The 21,272-nt window shown below is 34.5% G+C and carries 17 protein-coding genes; 2 read left to right on the forward strand and 15 right to left on the reverse strand.

Annotation, left to right across the window (positions count from 1 at the left end):
* Positions 1–7 precede the first annotated feature (7 nt).
* The 13 genes from HM987_RS10100 to HM987_RS10160 form a co-directional block, all read right to left on the reverse strand.
* Positions 8–1,573: a sensor histidine kinase gene (locus tag HM987_RS10100; protein ID WP_179007731.1), complete on the reverse strand. Its 1,566-nt coding sequence runs from the start codon at positions 1,571–1,573 to the stop codon at positions 8–10.
* A gap of 72 nt (positions 1,574–1,645) precedes the next feature.
* Positions 1,646–2,236, reverse strand: coding sequence for a dephospho-CoA kinase (gene coaE, locus HM987_RS10105; RefSeq protein WP_179007732.1), 591 nt, complete (start codon positions 2,234–2,236; stop codon positions 1,646–1,648).
* 1 nt (position 2,237) lies between these two features.
* Positions 2,238–3,200 carry a YbbR-like domain-containing protein gene (locus HM987_RS10110; RefSeq protein ID WP_179007733.1) on the reverse strand — a complete coding sequence of 321 codons (963 nt, stop codon included), beginning with the start codon at positions 3,198–3,200 and terminating at the stop codon, positions 2,238–2,240.
* 7 nt (positions 3,201–3,207) lie between these two features.
* Positions 3,208–4,209, reverse strand: a complete 1,002-nt coding sequence (locus HM987_RS10115) for a glycosyltransferase (RefSeq protein ID WP_179007735.1) — start codon at positions 4,207–4,209, stop codon at positions 3,208–3,210.
* 168 nt (positions 4,210–4,377) lie between these two features.
* Positions 4,378–7,677 (reverse strand): T9SS type A sorting domain-containing protein, encoded by a 3,300-nt coding sequence (locus HM987_RS10120; protein WP_179007737.1) that lies wholly within the window; start codon positions 7,675–7,677, stop codon positions 4,378–4,380.
* Positions 7,678–7,875: 198 nt separating this feature from the next.
* Positions 7,876–9,600 (reverse strand): CRTAC1 family protein, encoded by a 1,725-nt coding sequence (locus tag HM987_RS10125; protein WP_179007739.1) that lies wholly within the window; start codon positions 9,598–9,600, stop codon positions 7,876–7,878.
* A 264-nt stretch (positions 9,601–9,864) separates the two neighbouring features.
* Positions 9,865–11,517 carry a DNA repair protein RecN gene (gene recN, locus HM987_RS10130; RefSeq protein ID WP_179007741.1) on the reverse strand — a complete coding sequence of 551 codons (1,653 nt, stop codon included), beginning with the start codon at positions 11,515–11,517 and terminating at the stop codon, positions 9,865–9,867.
* Positions 11,518–11,701: 184 nt separating this feature from the next.
* Entirely contained in the window at positions 11,702–12,589 is an 888-nt protein-coding gene (gene porD / locus HM987_RS10135) for a type IX secretion system protein PorD (protein WP_179007742.1), read from the reverse strand.
* Positions 12,582–13,814, reverse strand: coding sequence for a bifunctional phosphopantothenoylcysteine decarboxylase/phosphopantothenate--cysteine ligase CoaBC (gene coaBC, locus HM987_RS10140; RefSeq protein WP_179007744.1), 1,233 nt, complete (start codon positions 13,812–13,814; stop codon positions 12,582–12,584). The genes porD and coaBC overlap by 8 nt, the downstream gene beginning before the upstream one ends.
* A 7-nt stretch (positions 13,815–13,821) precedes the next feature.
* Positions 13,822–14,148 carry a DNA-directed RNA polymerase subunit omega gene (locus HM987_RS10145; RefSeq protein ID WP_178991867.1) on the reverse strand — a complete coding sequence of 109 codons (327 nt, stop codon included), beginning with the start codon at positions 14,146–14,148 and terminating at the stop codon, positions 13,822–13,824.
* Positions 14,149–14,164: 16 nt separating this feature from the next.
* The gene (locus HM987_RS10150) at positions 14,165–14,965 is read right to left on the reverse strand and encodes an outer membrane protein assembly factor BamD (RefSeq protein WP_179007745.1); all 801 of its coding nucleotides are present in this window, start codon (positions 14,963–14,965) and stop codon (positions 14,165–14,167) included.
* A 200-nt stretch (positions 14,966–15,165) separates the two neighbouring features.
* A complete protein-coding gene (dapA, locus tag HM987_RS10155) occupies positions 15,166–16,050 on the reverse strand; it encodes a 4-hydroxy-tetrahydrodipicolinate synthase (RefSeq protein WP_179007747.1) in 885 nt (294 codons plus the stop codon).
* Positions 16,050–16,568 carry a DUF6913 domain-containing protein gene (locus tag HM987_RS10160; RefSeq protein ID WP_179007748.1) on the reverse strand — a complete coding sequence of 173 codons (519 nt, stop codon included), beginning with the start codon at positions 16,566–16,568 and terminating at the stop codon, positions 16,050–16,052. Before HM987_RS10160 ends, dapA begins: the two co-directional genes overlap by 1 nt.
* Before the next feature lie 71 nt (positions 16,569–16,639).
* Between HM987_RS10160 and HM987_RS10165 the strand changes: the two genes are divergently transcribed.
* Positions 16,640–17,398: a 5'-nucleotidase C-terminal domain-containing protein gene (locus tag HM987_RS10165; RefSeq protein WP_179007749.1), complete on the forward strand. Its 759-nt coding sequence runs from the start codon at positions 16,640–16,642 to the stop codon at positions 17,396–17,398.
* Positions 17,399–17,442: 44 nt separating this feature from the next.
* A complete protein-coding gene (locus HM987_RS10170) occupies positions 17,443–18,357 on the forward strand; it encodes a metallophosphatase (RefSeq protein WP_179007750.1) in 915 nt (304 codons plus the stop codon).
* A 45-nt stretch (positions 18,358–18,402) separates the two neighbouring features.
* Here the strand turns inward: HM987_RS10170 and HM987_RS10175 are convergent, their stop codons facing one another.
* Together HM987_RS10175 and ligA are read right to left on the reverse strand one after the other, a co-directional pair.
* Positions 18,403–19,140, reverse strand: a complete 738-nt coding sequence (locus HM987_RS10175) for a hypothetical protein (RefSeq protein ID WP_179007751.1) — start codon at positions 19,138–19,140, stop codon at positions 18,403–18,405.
* 102 nt (positions 19,141–19,242) lie between these two features.
* Complete coding sequence (ligA, locus tag HM987_RS10180; protein ID WP_179007752.1) at positions 19,243–21,237, reverse strand: NAD-dependent DNA ligase LigA; 1,995 nt, start codon at positions 21,235–21,237, stop codon at positions 19,243–19,245.
* Positions 21,238–21,272: the final 35 nt, after the last annotated feature.

The following is a 21,272-nucleotide window of genomic DNA, read 5'->3' on the forward strand; positions in this document are numbered from 1 at the left end:
TCGTTTTTTATGATATTAACGGCATCTTTACAATAAAAGTACTGCCTTTTCCTTTTTCACTTTCTACTGATATATGACCTTGATGGTCATCTACTATTCTTTTCACGTAAGCCAAACCTAATCCATGTCCTTTCACATTATGGACATTTCCTGTGTGCTCTCTATAAAATTTTTCGAACACACGCTTAGCAACTGCTTTAGACATTCCATTGCCTTGGTCGGCTATTTTTAATAGAATGCTATTACCAACATTTTCGGTATATACGTCAATTTTTGGTGCATCGTCTGAATATTTTATAGCATTGTCCAAAATATTGACGATCACATTTGTAAAATGGGTCTCATTTGCCAAAACCGATGAATGTTCAGCATCCAAATGTGCTTTAACATAGCCTTTTCGATCCTCAACTATAAGTTCTACATGAGTAATCGCATCTTCAACTAAGTCGTGCAACTCATGCCGTTCCTTACTTATATTCAGTTCGTTTTTATCTAACTTAGATATACGCAATACATTTTCCACTTGGGCATGCATACGTTTGTTTTCTTCTTTTATCATTCCCAAGTAACGCAATACCTTTTCTTGGTCACTAAGTATCTTAGGATTCTTTATGGAGTCTAAAGCCAAGTTAATAGTCGCAATCGGTGTTTTAAACTCATGGGTCATATTATTAATAAAATCAGTTTTAATCTGCGATATTTGCCGTTGTTTAATTAACTGATAAATCGCACTGGTATAAGCAATAATTATAATACTGGTAAATATGATTGAAAGTACAATCATCCATAAAATTGACGATAACAAATACTTTTTCCGATCCGGAAAATCAACTAAAAGCTTATAACTGCTTTCGTTATTATTGTCTAAAAAAACAGGTATTCCATAAGGATCTACATATTCAAAATTATCGGATTGAACTTTAGTTGCCAAATCATTGTCATAGATGGCAAATTCGAAATCAAGATTTATACCTTCATCTTCTAACTCACGCTTTAATAAAGTTTCAACTTGTTGTTTCGAAATTCTTTTATAAACCGGCTTATCCTTTAAAAAAGATTTAAAAGTATCCTCATACATTTGCTTATCCAGTGCTCCCAGTGAAGAATATTCCCTTAATCGCTTTTCCGGATCTATTCGTCTAACTCCATCAATGGTGGTTGTGTTATACGTTTCTGTAACACGCTCACTATACAATTTACTGATATTAAAACTATCTGCATCAATTTCAATGAACATGGATGGCACTCTAAAACGCTCTTCTAAAACGGTATTACGATGTATAATGGTTTTGTCGTTGATATCATCTTCATCCGTAATAAATAATTGTTTTATTATAGACGTGTCTGCCTTATTATCGTTGTTTAAATAAGGTTGGAGCCTCTCAAAATAGTCCCTGAACTCATAGTCCGCAATGGATTTAGACACATAACTTAACGACCGTTTTACACTCAGCGTAAAGTTTTTGTTCTCATTTTCTATACTATTATTTATAAAATATGATTGTACAAAAATAATTCCTATGAGCGATAAACTCATTAAGACTATCAATAACACGAATAGCTTTTTGCCCATCAGTCAAATTTAACATTTTAACATTTAGTATAAATTAGGTTTAACCTAACGTTAACAAATGAAAGTTCTTTATTATGGCTTTATTTTTTTGAGAATGTTTTTATGAATCTCATAGGCCTGTATTTTAGCCTCTTCCAAATCATTATTATAAATAACAAAATCAGATTTTTCAATCTTATCAGCATCAGATAGCTGATTTTTTATGATGGACTTCACTTTTTCTTTTGAGACAGCATCGCGTTTCATAACACGGCTAATTCTTAAATCCTCGTTGGCAACGACTGTAATGATATAGTTGTATTGATTTTCTAAATTATTTTCAAAAATGATTGCCGCCTCTTTTATGACATATTCGGTGTTTTGTTTTTTTAGCCAACGCTTAAAATGTGATGCTACTTTTGGGTGAACGATGGTGTTCATTCTAGAAAGTAAACGCTTATCATTAAAAATTTTTGAAGATAAGTACGGTCTATTCAACTGACCATCTTTGTACGCCTCTTTACCAAATAACTCAATCAATTTTCTTTTAATAACCTTTGAACGGTTCATTAAAGCCTTGGCCTCAGCGTCTGCGATATAAATAGGTACTCCTAATGATTGAAAATAGTTAAGAATTGTTGTCTTCCCACTCCCTATACCTCCTGTTAGTCCAACTACTACCATGTTATAATTTTATAAAATCGATTCGTTTTTGTTTGATATTAACATGCTTTACAAAATCTGGTTTTTTAACCACCTTTGGTATTAAAAAGGTTTGTTCAGCTTCTAAGTCTGCATAATCACACTCAACTTTAAAATCTGAATTTTTTATTCCATTATAATTTTCTAAATCTACATAGTAGGAAACGTTCACGGTTTTAGGAAAATAATTGATGGTGATATTTTGAGGCTGATTTCTGATGGTAATTGGTACTTCGGCTGTTCCTTCAGTAAACCGAGCAACCTTACCACGTACAGAAACTTCTTTCGGAAAAATTTCAATATTTTCAAAATTTGAAATATCCAGTTTTATCGTTTTTTTGATATCACTCTTTACGTCAGTTTCAACTAATTCTTCAGTAGAAATTGAAACAATTTTATTAACCTCAGAAGCAGCACCGACAATTTTTACACTATCGACGTTAAATTCAAAATCACCCTTTAAATCATAACCTACAGCATAGCCAATATTTTTTTTAAGTCTGACTGGAACTAATTTTGAAGCCCGTTTAGAATACGCTATCAAAAGCGAGTCTGGCATCAATGAAATCAGCTCAAAGGCATTACTCAATTGATTTTCGATAAGATACCTGTGTTTTTGAACATCGAACTTAAAATGATTAGGTTGTAAAATCACTTCACTTTTGGAATCTACTAAAAGTGCCTTAGAACTCTTGAACATTAATGGTAGCAAAGAAAAACCTTTAGCTTCAACATAGGCATTGATATAATTGGCTGAATCATTTTTTATCAAAATTTCGTCATCGACATTAACCAAACTAACTTTTAGTTTTATGGTTTGTTTGTAATCGTTAGACAGTTTTGAAATGATTAAAAATACAAATGCAATGGCAAAGAAAAGACTAAAGCGCTGAACGCTTTTCTTCTTAAAGTGATCTCGTATATGCAATTTTTTCTTAGAATTCATTTATACATTAGAAAAACAGTTGAGGAAATGAAGTCTCAGGTTTTCGACCTAAGACCACCAAATAAAATGTTGATTTCAAAAACCCGTAGCCATATCCAAAAAATTGGATAAATATAGCCAACAACGCCTGAAATGCTACTACTATATTTTGATTTGAAATTAAAGCCAAAATAAAAGCGAGTGAAAAATAAAACCCATATAAATATAATGGAAAATTAATATGAAACAGCAACAAAAGGATTGAAGCTATAAACCCTAAACTAAATACGGTAGGAAACCAATACACCATACTTTTTGAATTGGGATGCCATTGATTTAGAATCGGCCTTACCATTCCAAATTTATGAACTTGCTTATAAAATTTAGACCATGAAACACGACGCTTATGAAATACAATAGCGGTTTCTATAAGTGTTGTTTTATATCCTAATTGGTGCAAGCGTAAGGATAAATCTGGATCTTCACCAGGATGAATTTTCCCAAATCCACCTGAAGCCAAAAATGCTTTTTTTGATAAACCCATATTAAAACTACGAGGTTGAAATTCGTCTATTTTTTGCTTACCTCCTCTGATCCCTCCTGTAGTTATAAACGACGTCATTGCGAAGTTTATGGCCTTTTGAAGATTAGAAAATGAAGCATGTGCCGCATCTGGTCCACCAAAACAATCGTAGTAAGAATGAGACAGAAAATTTTTCACTGCAGTTAAATAATTTGAAGGCAACAAAACGTCTGAATCCAAAATAATAAAATAGTTTCCCTTCGCTTTTTGCATGCCATAATTCCTAGAATCTCCTGGACCCGAATTTGGTTTAAAGTAATAAGAAATATTCAGTTCATCATTAAATTTCTCAATGACCGGTTCAGAGGTCTCCGAAGATCCATCCTCCACAATCACAATTTCATAATCGTGCTGACCTTCAAGATTTGAAAAACTTTCTAAAAGTTCCCTAACCTCATCAGGTCTGTTATAAACTGGAATGATAAAAGAAAAATCAATGGCTTTCATAGTGCACAAAGGTAATTAAACCAAATGCAATTTTTAATACTTGTTATGGCTTTAAATCAATTGAATCCTGTTCTCTATAAAATGAGGAAATAAGATTTAATAAATGGATTTAAAGCAAAAAAAAGCCGCTAAAATTAGCGGCTTTTCAGAACTTTTAATTGGATTAGGCTATTGCTTAATCACTCTAATTGTCTTAGTAACATTAGAAATAGTTACTTTAACAAAATAAGTACCAGTTTGTAAGTTAGACATATCTAAATCACTATCTACTGAATTAGGCATAGCTGTCAATACTTCTTGACCTAGCATGTTATACACTGCTACTTGCTCTATAGTATTCTGAGCATTTAATGTCAATGCATTTTTAACTGGGTTTGGATGGTATGTGAATAAAGCCTCATTAACATCATCAATACTTAAATTGTCATCTACAGTAATTGGAGCTCCTGTAACATCTAAAGACGCACATAGGTCATTATCGCCCACTAGCGTTAATACATCACCACCAGTTGTCGTTCCAAAAACAATAACACTTAGATCTAAATAGTTAGGATCTGTATTATCTGTGGTCTCTGCAACTAAAGTGTGAATTGTATAGTCTCCAGTAGTTGTCACATCAAAACTAGGTGTTGCACCTGCTTGCTCGATTACTAAACTTGCTCCAGATGTCAGTACGTAAGTTACATCGTAATCCGTCGGTACTACGATATCTCCATTCGGTGTTGCACTTATTGTAGCTGTACCACCTACTAATGATACTGGAGTTGCGTCAGCCGTTAGAGTACCTGCATCTGCTAGACATTCTTCTAACACTACAATTGGTGCCCCAGTTACATCTAGAGATGCACATAAATCATTTGCACTTACAATATCTAAAACATCACCTCCAGTTGTCGTTCCAAAAACAATAACACTTAGGTCTAAATAGTTAGGATCCGTATTATCAGTAGTTTCTGCTACTAACGTATGAATTGTATAGTCTCCAGCAGCTGTAACATCAAAACTAGGTGTTGCACCTGCTTGCTCGATTACTAAATCAGCACCAGATGTTAATACATAGGTTACATCATAATCTGTTGGTACTACGATATCACCGTTTGGCGTTGCACTTATTGTTGCTGTACCACCGGTCAATTCAACTGGTGTTGCATCTGCAGTTATAGTCCCTGCGTCTGCTGTACATACTGTTTCACAGGATACAGTCAATTGAAAATTACCAACATCATCTACCTGATAACCTCCTATCGCTACATAATATGTTGTTGTACCATCTGATGTAAAAGATGTTTCTGCTGCATAATTTTCAGAAGCTCCACCACATTCGTCATAACCATCATCAATTAAAGTTAATGACCCAGAAGTACCAGTATAAACAAAAATTTCCGTATCAAAATTTGTATTAGCAGTACCACATGTAGATAAGGTCACAATCTCTGATGCTCCTGTACCAGTGAAAGAGTACCAAACCCAAGGGGAGTCGTTATCAGCAGCTGTATTAGTCTCAACTGTAGTATCATCTGGTGCATCTGCTTCGTCTTGAGTTGCGCCTAAGGTAGTACCAGTTATTATACTTCCACAATCGATAACTATGGCATCCGCAAATAAATCATTATCTGGAACAGGTGGCGGAGAAACTACCAACTCACCAGAAACGTAATTTGTACCATCCCAAAAATTTCCATCTGAACTTCCTGGGTTAATACCACCATATGTAAAAGGTCCGTCCTCAATACTAAATCTACTGACGTAATAATATGTATCTGGATCTAAACCAGAACCTATTTCTGCAAAATATTCGTCATTATTACCATTGTCAGAATTATAATCCGCAACAACCCATGTCCAACCTGTTTCAAAATCAGCTGTAGTTGTGGCATCTGTTGTATTGTAACCTATCCAAGCTTCAATATTATCAACTTGACCCGCTGGTTCAGTAACGCCTGCCTCAAATACTTGGGCGTAGGCTTCAAAATTATCTCCTTCTGAAATAGCTCCAGAATTTGGAAATTGTAAGTTACAAAAATCAACCGTATTCGTTGGTTGTGTACCAATGCATATATCAAAAGTTGCTTGCGCTGTAAATGCAATTGACGATGACCAACCATATACTCTAACATAATAAGTAGTAGCAACGGTAAGGTCTGTTAAATTTAGCGTGTTAGGATCTGAAGTATCCACAAACACAAGGCCAGCACAACCACCAGTTGCATCATAAACTGCCATTCCCATATCTGTAGAAGTAGGTGCTTGATCAGGAACGTCAGTAACATTTAATAGAGAAACTCTATGATCAGTACTGGTTGCAACAAAGCTAAACCAAACATCATTATTTGGAGTACCACTTGTGCCAGCGTCGTCCTCAGATGATGCAGTTGCACCAAGAGTAGTACCAGGAGTTACCGTACCACATTCGTAACCCGCATTTACAGTTAATGCAATGGCATCTGCACATTCGTCATTTGTAGGTGGTGTGGTGAGTGTAGTAAATGACTCAGGACCAACTAAAGCTGTTGCAGTTGCATCACAGAAACCTGTAACGTACACATCGTAATCAGTTGTTATTGATAAACCAGTAACATTCTCAGGTGAACCTGTAGCCGAAGCGTTAGAATAAACAGGTGTATCTGAATCTGCAGCACTTTCGCCGTCCAAATAAACTTCAACTAGGAAACTATCATTACCAGTTCCAGGTGTAAAAGTAACATCAACAGAGGTAGATGCGACATTTTCTACATCAAGATCGGTAACATCCGAACATGAAGCTGTGGTAGTAAAAGATTCTGCACCAACCAGCTCACTAGTGGTTGTTGCTCCACTACAATTCGCTGTAATATAAGCATCGTAATCCGTAGATTCAGAAAGCCCAGTTATTGAAACTGTTGTACCAACCACGTTAGCATTTGAAAAAACTGGTGTGTTAGCATCTGCTGCACTTTCTCCTGCAAGATAAACTTCAACATTGAAATCTACAGTTACCACACCGCTATCTGTCCATGATAAATCTGCAGTAGTATCCATAATATTCGATACCTCAAAATCTTCTGGTGCTGGACAAGCGTCTGCAGCTGCCGTTAAATCTTGAATCGTAGTTACCCTACAACCACTTCCAACATATGTACATGAAGCATCTTCTGACCAATTTAAATGTAAACCCGTAACACCTGCTGGTGCTATAAATGTAAATGGACTTGCACCGTGATCAATAACTGAATCATCAGCAGCGTTCTCTACAGTAACATAAAGATCTACACCTGCCAAAGTTATAGAAACTTCATATTCGTTACCAGCCACAATGCCATCAACTGCTGAAAATTCTGTGGTATAGTTACAAGTACTTATACCTGTTAAGTCCCCATCCGCATCAACAGTAATAACGCTAGAAGGAAATTGACCTCCACCTGGACCACATTGTGCCCAAGTAAAACTCGAAATCATTAATGTTAAAAATAAAAATGTAATTTTTTTCATAAAAAATATTATTAAGTTAGTATTCCTCTAAAAATATGTTAATTATTTAAAATAAAATTAGCTTTAACCTTCAAATCGTTCAAGCGTAGAAAACGTCGATAAAAGTTCAACATTATTAATTAAAAAAACTGCCAGTTAATGGCTACATTAAAAAAGCTCTGAGAAGCGTTAAAATTTTTATCGAATGATAAATTTTTTTCAGTGTTTAATTAATTTTATAAGATTAATTTGATTGTTACCAAATTTCAAACTACAGAAATAGATACCTGACTGAATACCCTGAAGATTAAATTCCACTTGTTTTGTCCTAACAGATTTTTCAAATAGTAAAGTTCCTGTGCTACTGATCAAAGTTACCTTTTCAACTAAATGAGAAGTATTGATTCGAACTAAATCATCAATCGGGTTTTTATAATTTACCGAAATCACATTACCAAATTCGTTTACAGATAAAGTACTTCCTTCAATAATTGTTACCAACTCATTTGGTGTGACATTATATACAATATCTTCAATGCCACTAAGCCAAGTAACTTTAATATAATCTATAGATGTAGCTTCATTAATGCCAATAGTTTGCACAAGAGAATTTTGGCTTAAATAACCTTCGCCGCACATCATATAACGGTATTGCACACTATCGCCAGCATAAATTTCTATCTTTGAGCCAATGGCATCGCGATTGGATTCTGTGCCGATTAATTTTACTTTAACATGATTATTAACAGTCGATGTTTGGTTATTCCAAACAAAAGGAGCGTAATTATTATTATTTACCACAATGTCAATTAAGCCATCATTGTTAGTATCACCGATAGCAGAAGAAAAACTACTTACAGCATTATCAAATCCAGAATTAACTAAATTAATGAAATTATCGCCCTCTATATTTTCATAAAAACCATAGGACGGAAATCCGTTACTTCCGTCATAAGAGCAGCTTATATACAAATCTAGATCACCATCATTTTCTGCATCAATAAAGTTTGATCCCCAAGACCAGCTATTTAATTGTGCACCTGAATTTTCTGAAATATTAGTAAACGTTTCGTCGCCATTATTCTTTAGCAAAACGGTACTACCAATTGTCGTGGCTTCATTATTTGGTGTGTTCGTCATAAATATATCCAAAAAACCATCAGAATTAAAATCGTCTATGGTTACTGACATGGCATCGATAATTAGATCCGTTCCAGAAGATTCACTAACATCCGTAAATGTCCCATCGCCATTGTTTTTGTATAAGTGGTTTTGTTTTACTTTATCATTAGCAATATATAAATCTTGCCAACCATCATTGTTAAAATCAAAAAAACCTGAACAAAATGTCAATGCTGCTATATTGGCTAGGCCAACTTCATTTGTGACTTCTGTGAACGTACCATCACAATTACTTTGATACAAATAGTTGGTTATGGTCGTGTTTTCTTTATAGTTTGATAGATAAACATCTATACAACCATCATTATTGATGTCTCCCCAAGAGGCACCAAAAGTGTACATGTTCTCTAATACGAATCCGGCCGAAACAGTTATATCAACTAATGAGTTATCGCTGAGTCTCTCAAAAAGTCGATTTCCATCGGTTTGACTTGTTACGAATAAGTCCTTATCACCATCATTGTCAAAATCCACCCAAATTACGGACTTATTTTGAAAATTCAAGTCGACAGGTAGTAGAGATTCTTGTACAAAAAAACCATTATAATTTTTATAGAATTGAATCGTTATTCCATTTCCAGTGCCAAGTGTTATGTCGTCCCAACCATCATTATCGTAATCTACAAAACTTACACCTCCACCCTGAGATACGACTCCTGTATTATCTGAAATACCAACCATATTAGATTGGTTAGTAAAATATATTTGAGAATTTAAGAAGAAAACCGAAGACAATATTACGATAAATGCAAAGCGCTTCATTCATTATTTTTTTAACAAGATAAAAAAAAGCCACAACACAATTTATAGATTATCTCTTAATTACATTTATTTACGATTATTGATTTATCAAAAAAGTTTCCATCGCGGCATCGCTAATTCAGGATTAACGAACCATCATAATATAAATATCTAAGTGCAATACGCTTTATTAATTCACTCAATAATAAAATTTCGGAACTAATTATTTGATGAAGGAATATAAGATAACTGAAAACTGAAACTGAAATCAAACTTAACAACGTTTCAGTTTAATAGTTGTCTGGCATGTGCCATAGCAGAATCCGTAATATCCAATCCACCAAGCATTTGCGCAATCTCCACAATACGTTCGTCTTCATTTAATTTTTTAAGCTGTGTATGGGTGACATCCTTAATATCAGTTTTAAAAACTTTAAAGTGTGTATTCCCCTTAGCTGCTATTTGTGGTAAATGGGTAATTGTAAACACTTGCATTTTAGTGCTCATTTTCTTCATTATTTCACCCATTTTGTTCGAAATTTCCCCAGAAACTCCTGTATCAATTTCATCGAACATAATGGAAGGTAATTGAATATATTCTGCTAATATGGATTTTATGGCTAGCATAATACGGGATAATTCGCCTCCTGAAGCTGATTTTTTCAGTTCATTAAAACTTGAACCTTTATTCGCCATGAGCAAAAACTGCAAGTTGTCTTTACCGTTTTTCAGAAATTGATCCGTCGCTTCTAATTGAATTTTAAATTTAGCATTTGGCATGCCTAAATCTGAAAGTATAGTTTCTAATTTTGAAACGAAAACTGGAATCACCTTTTTTCTTTTATCATGAATTTTTAAAGCTATTTTATTGAGCTCTTCTTTCTCTTTTAAAATCTCTTGTTCTTTAAGCGCTATAGTGGCATCTAAACTTTCAGTATTATCAATTTTTGATTGTAAATCGGTTTTAATTGCAATCAATTCTTCAATTTCTGAAACCGAATGCTTTTGAAATAAATTATTTAAGATTTGGAGCTGGCCGTTAATCCGTTCTAGTTCTTGAGGATCTGAAGATAAGTTATCTTCTAAATTATCCAATTCAATTAAAATATCGTCGAGTTCAATACCAACACTAAAAATGCGCTCTTTTAAAGCCTCATAAGGTTTTCCAAAACCAGCAATTTTAGATAATTCTTGTTTTGCCGTTTTCAATTGTTCTATCGCTCCAATATCTTCAGTATTCAATATTGATTTTGTGCTACTTAGCTTTTCACTTATAACTTCTACATTATTGAGTTCTTCGTATTGGGCTTCTAAATCTTCTAGATTTATTTTTTCTAAATTGATTTCATTCAACTCATTGAATAAAAACAAATTATAATCGTATTCCTTTATTAATTCTGACTTTGAAAGGTTTAATTCTTCCAATGATTTTTGAAGTGACTTATAGTCTATTAACCCTTTTGAGAAGGCTTCTAAATTCGATTTATTCTCAGCCAAAGCATCAATGACCTTAAACTGATAATCGTCTTGGGTTAATTGCTGTGTTTGGTGTTGCGAGTGAATATCAATGAGGTAACTACTCAAAGCTACAAGATTTTCTAAAGTTACAGGTGTATCATTTATAAAAGCTCGGGATTTACCGGATGGTAAGATTTCACGTCGTATAATAGTTTGTATATCGTAATCCAAATCCAAGGATTTAAATAATCCTTTTAAATCATAATTGGCAATATCAAAAACAGCTTCAATTATACATTTTTCATCGGTATTTTTCACCTGACTTAAATCGGCACGTTTGCCCAAAACTAAAGATAAGCCTCCTAGTAAAATGGATTTTCCAGCACCTGTTTCGCCCGTAATAATAGTTAATCCATTATTAAATGCGACGTTTAACTCATCGATGAGTGCGTAATTCTTTATGTAAAGTGATGTGAGCAAAAATCTATAATTTAGTACTACAAATTTAAGTGATTAAGCCTTTAAAACTATATATGAAGAAAAAAATTATACTAGCGCCCTTGGATTTAGTATCAAGATAATGTTAACTGAAAATATAGTTGATTATCAACACTATAACTTTCAAAGAAGTGAATTATTAAAATTTTATAGTCATTCAGAAAACTTAATACTTAATATTCCGCCACTTCTGCGAATGCATTGGAGCAACTTTATTTAAAATATCTGTCGCCTCTGTAATGTTAACACTTGGGCCACCAGATAGAATTTCCATGATTTCATCCGCTTTAGCATCAAAAAACACACGCATTACATAAGAATTTGGACGCACACGATGTACTTTTTGTAATTCATCCAATGCAGCGATTATTTTCATCTTTCCTTCTTTTGCGCCCTCATTCATAACATCCATGCCTTCAATATGATATTTGTACATGGTTGTTCTCAAATCTTTGAACGATGGTGACATTAGATTATCGATTAATGCGAAACGCGATTGCAATCCATCTTCCAGTTTCCAACCTTGCCCGTTGAGCTGTTGTGAATAACTAGCAATCGTTTGTGCCTGCTCAAAATAGTCGTCTCCTCCATTAAGCTCAAAGCTATCAGCATCCATTCCTAATATCATATAAACATGAAATGCTAAAACGGAAATGAGGTTGGATTCGAATTGATTATCATTATAAACTAAATTCTGAAATTCCAAGTACTGAAAATTGAAATTCCGATCATTATAATTATACACAGGCGAACTGTATGTGGAATTAAAAACTGGTCGAGACGATGAAACTTGCAGTGAGGCCGAAAATGAATCGTTATTATAGTCATTGACATTAATGACCATATTGCAATTAATACGCTCTTGTGCCCCAAAATTCTTTCCTGTCCATTTTGTATTATTAATGAACTCATTAAGTTGATTTTCCAATGTTTTGAAAACAACATTGTTTTCATTTCCCGTTTGTTGCGCAATAACGGCTACCGTGCAATTCAACTCTTGTGAAAATCCTACGGTTGTTAATAATAGAGCAAATAAAAGAAATAGTTTACGCATGGGTTTGTTTTAGTATAAGTTGCATTAAATCTTTAGCGACTTCCGCTTTTGACTTTAATTCATTTTCAATAATAACGTTAGCAGACGTTATAAATGTAACTTTATTTGTTGATACTCCAAAACCAGCACCTTTATCTTGAAGAGAATTTAACACAATGAGGTCTAAATTCTTGGATTCCAGTTTACCTTTGGCATGTTCTAATTCGTTATTGGTTTCTAATGCAAAACCCACTAAAAACTGATGGGATTTTATCTCGCCAAGGGATTTTAAAATATCTTTTGTCTTTTCTAACTCAATAGTAAACGTCGCATCTTTCTTTTTTATTTTCTGATCTGCCACATTCTTTGGTCTATAATCTGCAACAGCTGCTGAAAGAATAGCGATGTCAACTGATTTAAAATGCCTATGAACCTCATTGTACATCTCTTCTGCACTCACCACAGGTTTAACCGTAACGAAATTATGTGCTATCTTTTGATGCGTTGGACCAGTCACCAAAATTACCTCAGCACCAAAATTTGAAGCTGCCTTAGCGATTTCAAATCCCATTTTTCCACTGGAATGATTTCCTATAAAACGCACAGGATCCAAAGCCTCATAAGTTGGGCCGGCTGTTATTAGCACACGCTTACCTTTTAATGGTAATTGGTTCAAAATATCGTTTTCAATAAAACTTACGATATCTTCTGGCTCTGCCATTCTACCCTCACCTACTAAACCACTTGCGAGTTCTCCTGTTCCTGCCGGAATGAGCTGATTTCCATAGGAAGCTAATTTTTCAAATGACGCTTTTGTGGATTCGTGCTTGTACATATCCAAGTCCATGGCAGGTGCAAAATAAACGGGACATTTCGCAGAAAGGTAGGTTGCCAATAATATATTATCACAAACACCATTCGCCATCTTTGCCATGGTATTGGCTGTAGCTGGCGCAATCACAAAGTAATCTGCCCAAAGGCCTAAATCAACATGGTTGTTCCAAACTGGGTTATCACCATGCCTATCGGCAGGCAGGTCTTCTTCATCTACAAATGAGGAATAGACAGGGTTTTTAGAAAGGGTAGAAAGTGTGAGTGGTGTTATAAAATCCTTAGAAGCAGGCGTCATCACCACTTTGATGTTTGCGCCTGCTTTAATGAATAATCTTACTAAGTTAGCAGATTTATATGCGGCAATACCAGCAGTAATGCCTAATAAAATATTTTTATCCTTTAGAATAGACATCTAAGGTTTATGGCTGAGGATCATCCGTATTTCTATGATAAATTTTATCATCCAACCATTCTTTCACTGCCAGAGAGTGTGGTTTTGGTAATTTCTCATAAAACTTAGACACTTCAATTTGTTCTTTGTTTTCAAAAATTTCCTCCAGACTATCGTTGTATGTTGCAAACTCTTCAAGCTTGTCAATTAACTCACGTCTTATGTCTGTATTGATTTGCTCTGCACGTCTAGAAATTACAGATATCGCTTCATAGATATTATCTGTAGGCGCATCAATTTCGTTTCTGTTGTAAGTTATTGTACTTACTGGTGCATCTGTTTTTTTTAAATCCATCATAATAATATAATGTTTAACTTTTAGTAGTAAACGTATTTAATTCTTGTTGTAATTGTTCTTTTAATACGGTAGCCTCTTCCAAATGTTCGGAATTCGGATAGCCTTTTTGTAAAGCTTCATAATAACCTAAAGCTTCTTTTAATCTTTCTTCCTTTAAATAATCCACACTTAAAATAGCCAGGTTATAAGCGGCCTCAAATCTATAATAAAAGGCTTCTCCTCTTAAAGATGCCCCTGGGAATTCTAGTAAAAAGTTATTAAAAGATTTAATTGAAGCCTTATAATCTGAAATTAAACCGTATTGCTTTGCTATTTCAAATGATTTTTTCTCCAGCTTAAAATCCAATTCCTTTACTAAGGTATTTGCTTCCGACAAATATTGTGAATTAGGATACTCATTTATAAACAACTGTAATTTTTCAATGGCTTCAACCGTTTCTTTCTGCTCTTTCGAATATACGGGTGAATTAAAATAATAACCTTTAGCTGCTAAAAATGAGGCCTCCTCAGCTTTTTCACTCTGAGGATAAACGTCCGTAAATTTATCTAAGTGATAACTTGCAATGTAATAATCTCCCAAATAATAGGAACACATGGCGTGGATATAGGTCAATTTTTCGGCCTGTGGTTTTCCTCTGTATTGCTGAAGGATTTGATCTGCTAACCTAAATGATTTTTTATACTTTTCTGCGTCGTATAGTTCAGTTGCCATTTGAAACTTTGCTGCAGTATCATCAGATTTCAATGTTTTCTGAAATTTGCTACAAGAAACGAATAGCATGCTGATAAATAGTATGTAAAGTCCTTTTTTCATCTGGTCACATTATTTTCTTTTTCATCTGTCAGATGGAATTCGCTATAAAGTTTTTAGTTTCTTATTGAAACTATGTAGTAAGCTCATTTCATAAATTTTAAACAGAATGCAAAAGTAAGCATTATTAACGGATTTTAAAAACAATTATTTTATGCTAAATTAAGTCTTGTGAGGAGGCTGAAAACCTATTTATATAAAGTTTAACTTTTACCAAGAGTTTTTATTTCGGATTTGATCCTTTCTTTTAGTTGATCTGTAGCTTCAACCAATGGTAAACGTACATGGGGTTTAGAAATTCCCAATGCAGACAGAACAGCTTTGATACCTGAAGGATTGTTTTCTGAAAATATCATTCCGGTTATAGGCATTAACTTAAAATGAATATCATAAGCTTCTTTTGCTTTCCGTGCAATACCTAATCTTATCATTTCAGAAAACTCCTTTGGCAGTGCTTGCCCAATTACAGAAATTACGCCTGAACCTCCAGCCAATGCTACACCCAAAGCTAAATCATCGTCTCCAGATAAGATTAAAAAATCTTTGGGTTTGGTTCTCAATAATTCTAAATATTGATGCACATTGTTACCGGCTTCCTTTACAGCCACGATATTATCGAAATCGTTTGCCAACCTCAGCGTGGTTGTTGGCAACATATTAGATGATGTACGACCTGGAACGTTGTACAAAATAATCGGTTTTGGCGATACTTCTGCAATAGCTTTAAAATGTTGATAAATGCCTTCCTGTGTTGGTTTACTGTAATATGGAGATACCGATAGAATTCCATCTATGGCTGAAAAGTCCGTGGCTTTAATTTCACTGACCACATTTGCTGTATGGTTTCCTCCTATGCCCAACACCAATGGTAATCGTCCTTTATTTACCTTAGCAATAAAAGTGATCAATTCCTTTTTCTCGTCAGGAGTAACTGTGACACTTTCGCCTGTGGTACCACTTATCACTAAATAATCGGTTCCGTTTGCTATATTATATTCCACTAAACGCTCCAAAGCATCAAAATCGATACTTAAATCTGCGTTAAACGGTGTAATCAATGCGACGCCTGTTCCTATAAATTTGGTCATTATAATTTTTTTAGAATGTTTAAATATTTTTTTAATTCTTCTTTAAAAATATTGATATCCTTTAATTCAACATCAATTATTAAATCGTAAAAGCGTTCATGTTCTGCCGATATGCCCACTTTTAAATTAGCTTTGGATGCGGCTGTAATGAGATCTAATTGTAAAACCGGATTTTTAAAGAAACAAACCAACATATCATAAGGCTCATTGATAAACGCTTCTAGATCTAGGTTTTTTATTTTCCCGTTCCATCCAAAATCCTTTGGACTAAAATGGGCGTTCCACTTGTTATGTTCCAACTTATCGTCCATGGTAAACGCCACAATTTTGTGCTTTGGAGACGTTAAGTTCAAAGTTTTGAAATATACCCTAAACACCTCAAATTCATGAAACTCACTAGCATTAAGCAATACCGCAACCGTCTTAATTTTACCGTTGTTAACAGAAGGTTGACGTTCTGCCAACAATTTGTTGACATATTTTCGATTTGATTTTTCCTTAAATGCTTTTAAAATCATTTATCTTTAGCCTTTGTGCAAATTTAACAAAAGCACCCATATTTTAATATAAACTCCTTATAAGTTATTCAATGACTATTAAACATGTTTTAAAACTCTGTTTTTTATTGCTCATCTTTTCTTGTGCATCGACAAAAATCTCAAAAATTGAAGGCAAAAGAATTGATATAGACGAAAACATTAAGCCCGATCAAACGGTTGAAAATTTTATTAAACCCTATAGAGAGCATATCAATAAAAATATGGATAGCATCATTTCTTATGCTCCAGAAACCTATTCTAAATCTGATGGCGACTACAATACAGCCATAGGAAACCTTATGGCAGATGCCATTTTTGAAGAAGGAAATCCTATTTTTAATAAACGAACAGGAAAGAATATTGATTTTGTACTGTTTAACCATGGCGGTATTCGTGCCACCATATCAAAAGGAAATGTAACTATTAGAACCGCTTACCAAGTCATGCCTTTTGAAAACTCTATAGTCGTGGCAGGCTTAAAAGGCTCGCAAATTAATGAGATGATAGATTATCTCTCTAAAGCGAAACGTGCGCATCCTGTTTCTAACCAGTTTCAATTGATATTGAATAAAAATGGTAGTGTTAAATCTGCAACGATTCATGGCGAACCAATTGACGAATCGAAAATCTATTATGTGGCTACCAATGATTATCTGTATAATGGTGGTGATGGCATGGTCTTTTTTCATCCTAACGAGGGAGTGCAAGTATTGAACTATAAAATAAGAGATGTATTAATCGATAATTTTAAGAAGAAAAACACCTTACACGCTAAACGGGACGACCGTTTTATTCAATTAAATAATTAATAGAAAACATTTCTACCTTGGTGTAAATGAAAATTAAATTTTAAATGAAAAGAAGACAATTTATACAAAAATCAACGGCTGCAACCGTTTTAGCCAGTGTTGGCGGACTGAGCTTACAATCTTTTAGTCCTTCAAAACCAAAGAAAATAACCATTCTACATACCAATGACGTACACAGCCATATTGATCCTTTTGGGCCAGATGATAGCAGAAATGCCAATAAAGGTGGCGTGGCGAGACGCGCTACTTTGGTAGAATCAATTAGAGAGGAGAATCCTAATACCTTGTTATTGGATGCAGGAGATATTTTTCAAGGCACCCCTTATTTTAATTTTTATGGTGGCGAATTAGAATTTAAACTGATGAGTATGCTAAAATATGATTTGGCCACCATTGGTAATCACGATTTTGATAATGGTATTGACGGACTATATGCCCAAATGCCACATGCCGATTTCGAATTTGTTTCAGCAAACTACGATTTCTCAAATACGGTAATGGATACCCATGTGAAGCCTTATAAAATCATTATTAAAGATGGTATTAAAATTGGCATTTTTGGTTTAGGCGTTAAGCTCGAAGGCTTAGTGGATAAAAACTTGTACAAGGAAACCGTTTACCAAGACCCAATTGAAAAAGCACAAGATATGTCCCGTATTTTAAAAGAAGAGCAAGGTTGCGATTTGGTGATATGTTTATCCCATATCGGTTATTACTACAAGAGTATGCCAGATGTAGTGAGCGATATCAACTTAGCAAGAGCCACAAAAGACATTGACTTAATTATTGGTGGACACACACATACCTTTTTACCAAAGCCTACCATAGAAAAAAATAGTATAGGAAAAAATGTATTGGTGAACCAAGTTGGTGCATATGGGTTATATCTCGGGAGAGTTGATTTTTATTTTGAACCTGGAAAAAAGGTAAAAGCCGATGGTGCTTCGATTATTGTTTAGCCCCTTTTGAAAAAAGCAAAAACAAATGTGCTTTGCATTAAATTTCTAAACCTCTAGAGGCTCATCTGCATAGGGCTCAACCGGATCTGTAACTTTGTATTGTGATTGCATATAGAAAAAGACAAAGGCCACAACCAATAATATAGAATACACAAAGCCTAAACTATCATCGCTTAGTACATAGAAATATGCGAGTTGAATGATTTCTGAAAATACCATAAAAATAGACCCAATTAAAAACAACATTGACTTATTGTTATTTCTATACATATAGTCAATTAAGGCCAATGATAATAAGGTCATAATAACGGCATTATACGTATACTCCAAAGCATATTGATAATATGAAAACATATTTTCCGTCGTATTTGAAATTAACGAAACGCAAAAAACATCCAACACTACCAATACTATTATAGGAATGGTCAGTTCAGAGAACACCGCTTTCAAGTTTAATTGTTTCAACATCTTAAAAATGAGCACAGCATAAGAAATTATATATAAGATATTCGCCGCATAGTATAAATAATCTATTTGACCTTCCTTAATATCTGGCATAAACCATGCTATGGCACTTACTATTTGGCCTAATGAAAAGGTTATCAAAAACAAAAAGAATAATTTTGATTTATGCTTAGTCCAGCTAATGTAAAGCCATGTAAGCAAAACCAATAGCACTGCACTTAAGACTGCACCTTCTACTTCTAAAGCTAAACCTTGAAGTACAACGTAAACAATCCCTAGCAGCAATAATACTACTTTTAAAATTTTACTTACTAACATTAATTATTCCCTTATTAACGAAGCAAATATAAACAATTTTTTTACACTTTAACGTAAAAATTATGCATTTTATCGAATATATATAGGTTTTTATGTAAGAATTTATTTCATTTTCGATAAAAACTCTATTTCAGACAGTATCGGAATATTCAAATTTTCTGCCTTTGTTCGCTTACTAGGCCCCATTTTATCGCCTGCAACGACATAAGATGTTTTAGCTGAGATAGATGAGGATACTTTTCCGCCATTATCTTCTATCATTTTTTTGAGTTCATTGCGGGATATGCTTTCAAAAACACCTGAAACCACAAAGGTCTGTCCTTTCAACTTATCAGTTTGGTTGGCTAATTTCTCTGCTGAAATTTCCAGTTGAACACCAAATGACTTTAAGCGCTCTATTATTTGCTTATTTTCTTCCGAACTAAAAAATTCCACAACACTTTCGGCGATCCGCTCTCCTATTTCATCAACGGTAACCAAATCTAATAAGGACGCAAACATTAAAGCATCAATAGATTTATAGTGCTTTGTCAGTTTTTTAGCAACCGTTTCGCCAACATACCGAATACCCAATGCGAACAATACACGTTCAAACGGAATTTGTTTTGACGCTTCAATACCATTAATTAAGTTCTCTGCACTTTTTGCTGCCATGCGTTCTAGTGGAATGACTTGTTCTACCGTTAATTCATATAAATCTGAATAATTAGTAATCAAACCTTCCTTAACTAATAAAGCAACGGTCTCGCCACCCAAACCATCAATATCCATCGCTTTTCTGGATATGTAATGTTGAATCCTTCCAACGACTTGTGGTGGACAACCATTATAATTAGGACAATAATGTTTCGCTTCGCCCTCTAGCCTAACGAGCTCTGTATCACATTCTGGACAATGGCTAATATATTGTGTTGGGGTTGAATCTTCTGGACGTTTAGCTAAATCAACTGCAATGATCTTCGGAATTATTTCTCCTCCTTTTTCTACAAATACCTCGTCTCCTTCCCTTATATCCAACTTTTCAATTTGATCCGCATTATGCAGTGATGCACGTTTTACCGTAGTTCCTGCTAATTGCACAGGTTCTAAATTAGCTACTGGTGTTATCGCTCCTGTTCTCCCAACTTGATAGGTTATTTCGTTTAATCGTGTAGAAACTTGTTCGGCCTTAAACTTATAAGCCATTGCCCAACGTGGTGCTTTTGAGGTAAAACCCAATTCATCTTGTTGGTATAGATTATTGACCTTAACCACTACGCCATCAATTTCGTAAGGTAGATTGTGTCTGTGCTCGTCCCAATAATTAATGTACTCCAAAACGGCATCAATCGATTTTACCAATTTGGCTTCTGGTGGCACTTTAAATCCCCAAACCCTGGCTTTTTCCAAACCTTCGAATTGGGATTCAATAGTTAAGTTATTTCCTTTTATACTATACATTAAAAATTCCAACGGTCGTTTTGCCACCTCAGCGCTATCTTGTAATTTTAAACTTCCTGACGCTGTATTTCTCGGATTTCGGTAAGGCTCTTCGTCATTCGCAATGCGTTCTTCGTTCATTTTTAAGAAGCCTTCAATGGGCAGAATAACCTCTCCCCTTATATCAAACCGTTCGGGATACTCGCCCTTTAACTGTAACGGTACCGTATTTATAGTTTTCAGGTTCGCTGTGACTTCATCACCTTGTACACCATCGCCTCGTGTGACTGCTCTTAATAATTTACCATTCTCGTAAGTAAGGTTCATGGAAGCGCCATCGTACTTCAGCTCGCAGGTATAATTGACCTCACCATCGACCATTTTTTTAATTCTGGTTTCCCAATCCAACAAATCTTCTTTGGAATAGGAATTATCCAAGGAATACATTCTAAAATCGTGAACCGTTGTTTTAAAATTCTTGGTAATTGTACCACCAACGCGTTGTGTTGGCGAATTGGCATCGAAAAATTCAGGATGCTGCTCCTCCAGAGCTTGAAGTTCCTTTAGTTTTATATCGAATTCGTAATCGCTAATCGTCGCCTCATCTAAAATGTAGTAATTGTAGTTGTGCTGACGTAGTTCTTCCCTTAAGGTTTCTATTTTTTGTTTTGCTGTCATTATGAATTTCTATGAAACTATTATTATTTATGCAT

This window comes from Winogradskyella forsetii (genome assembly GCF_013394595.1).
Lineage (GTDB): Bacteria > Bacteroidota > Bacteroidia > Flavobacteriales > Flavobacteriaceae > Winogradskyella > Winogradskyella forsetii.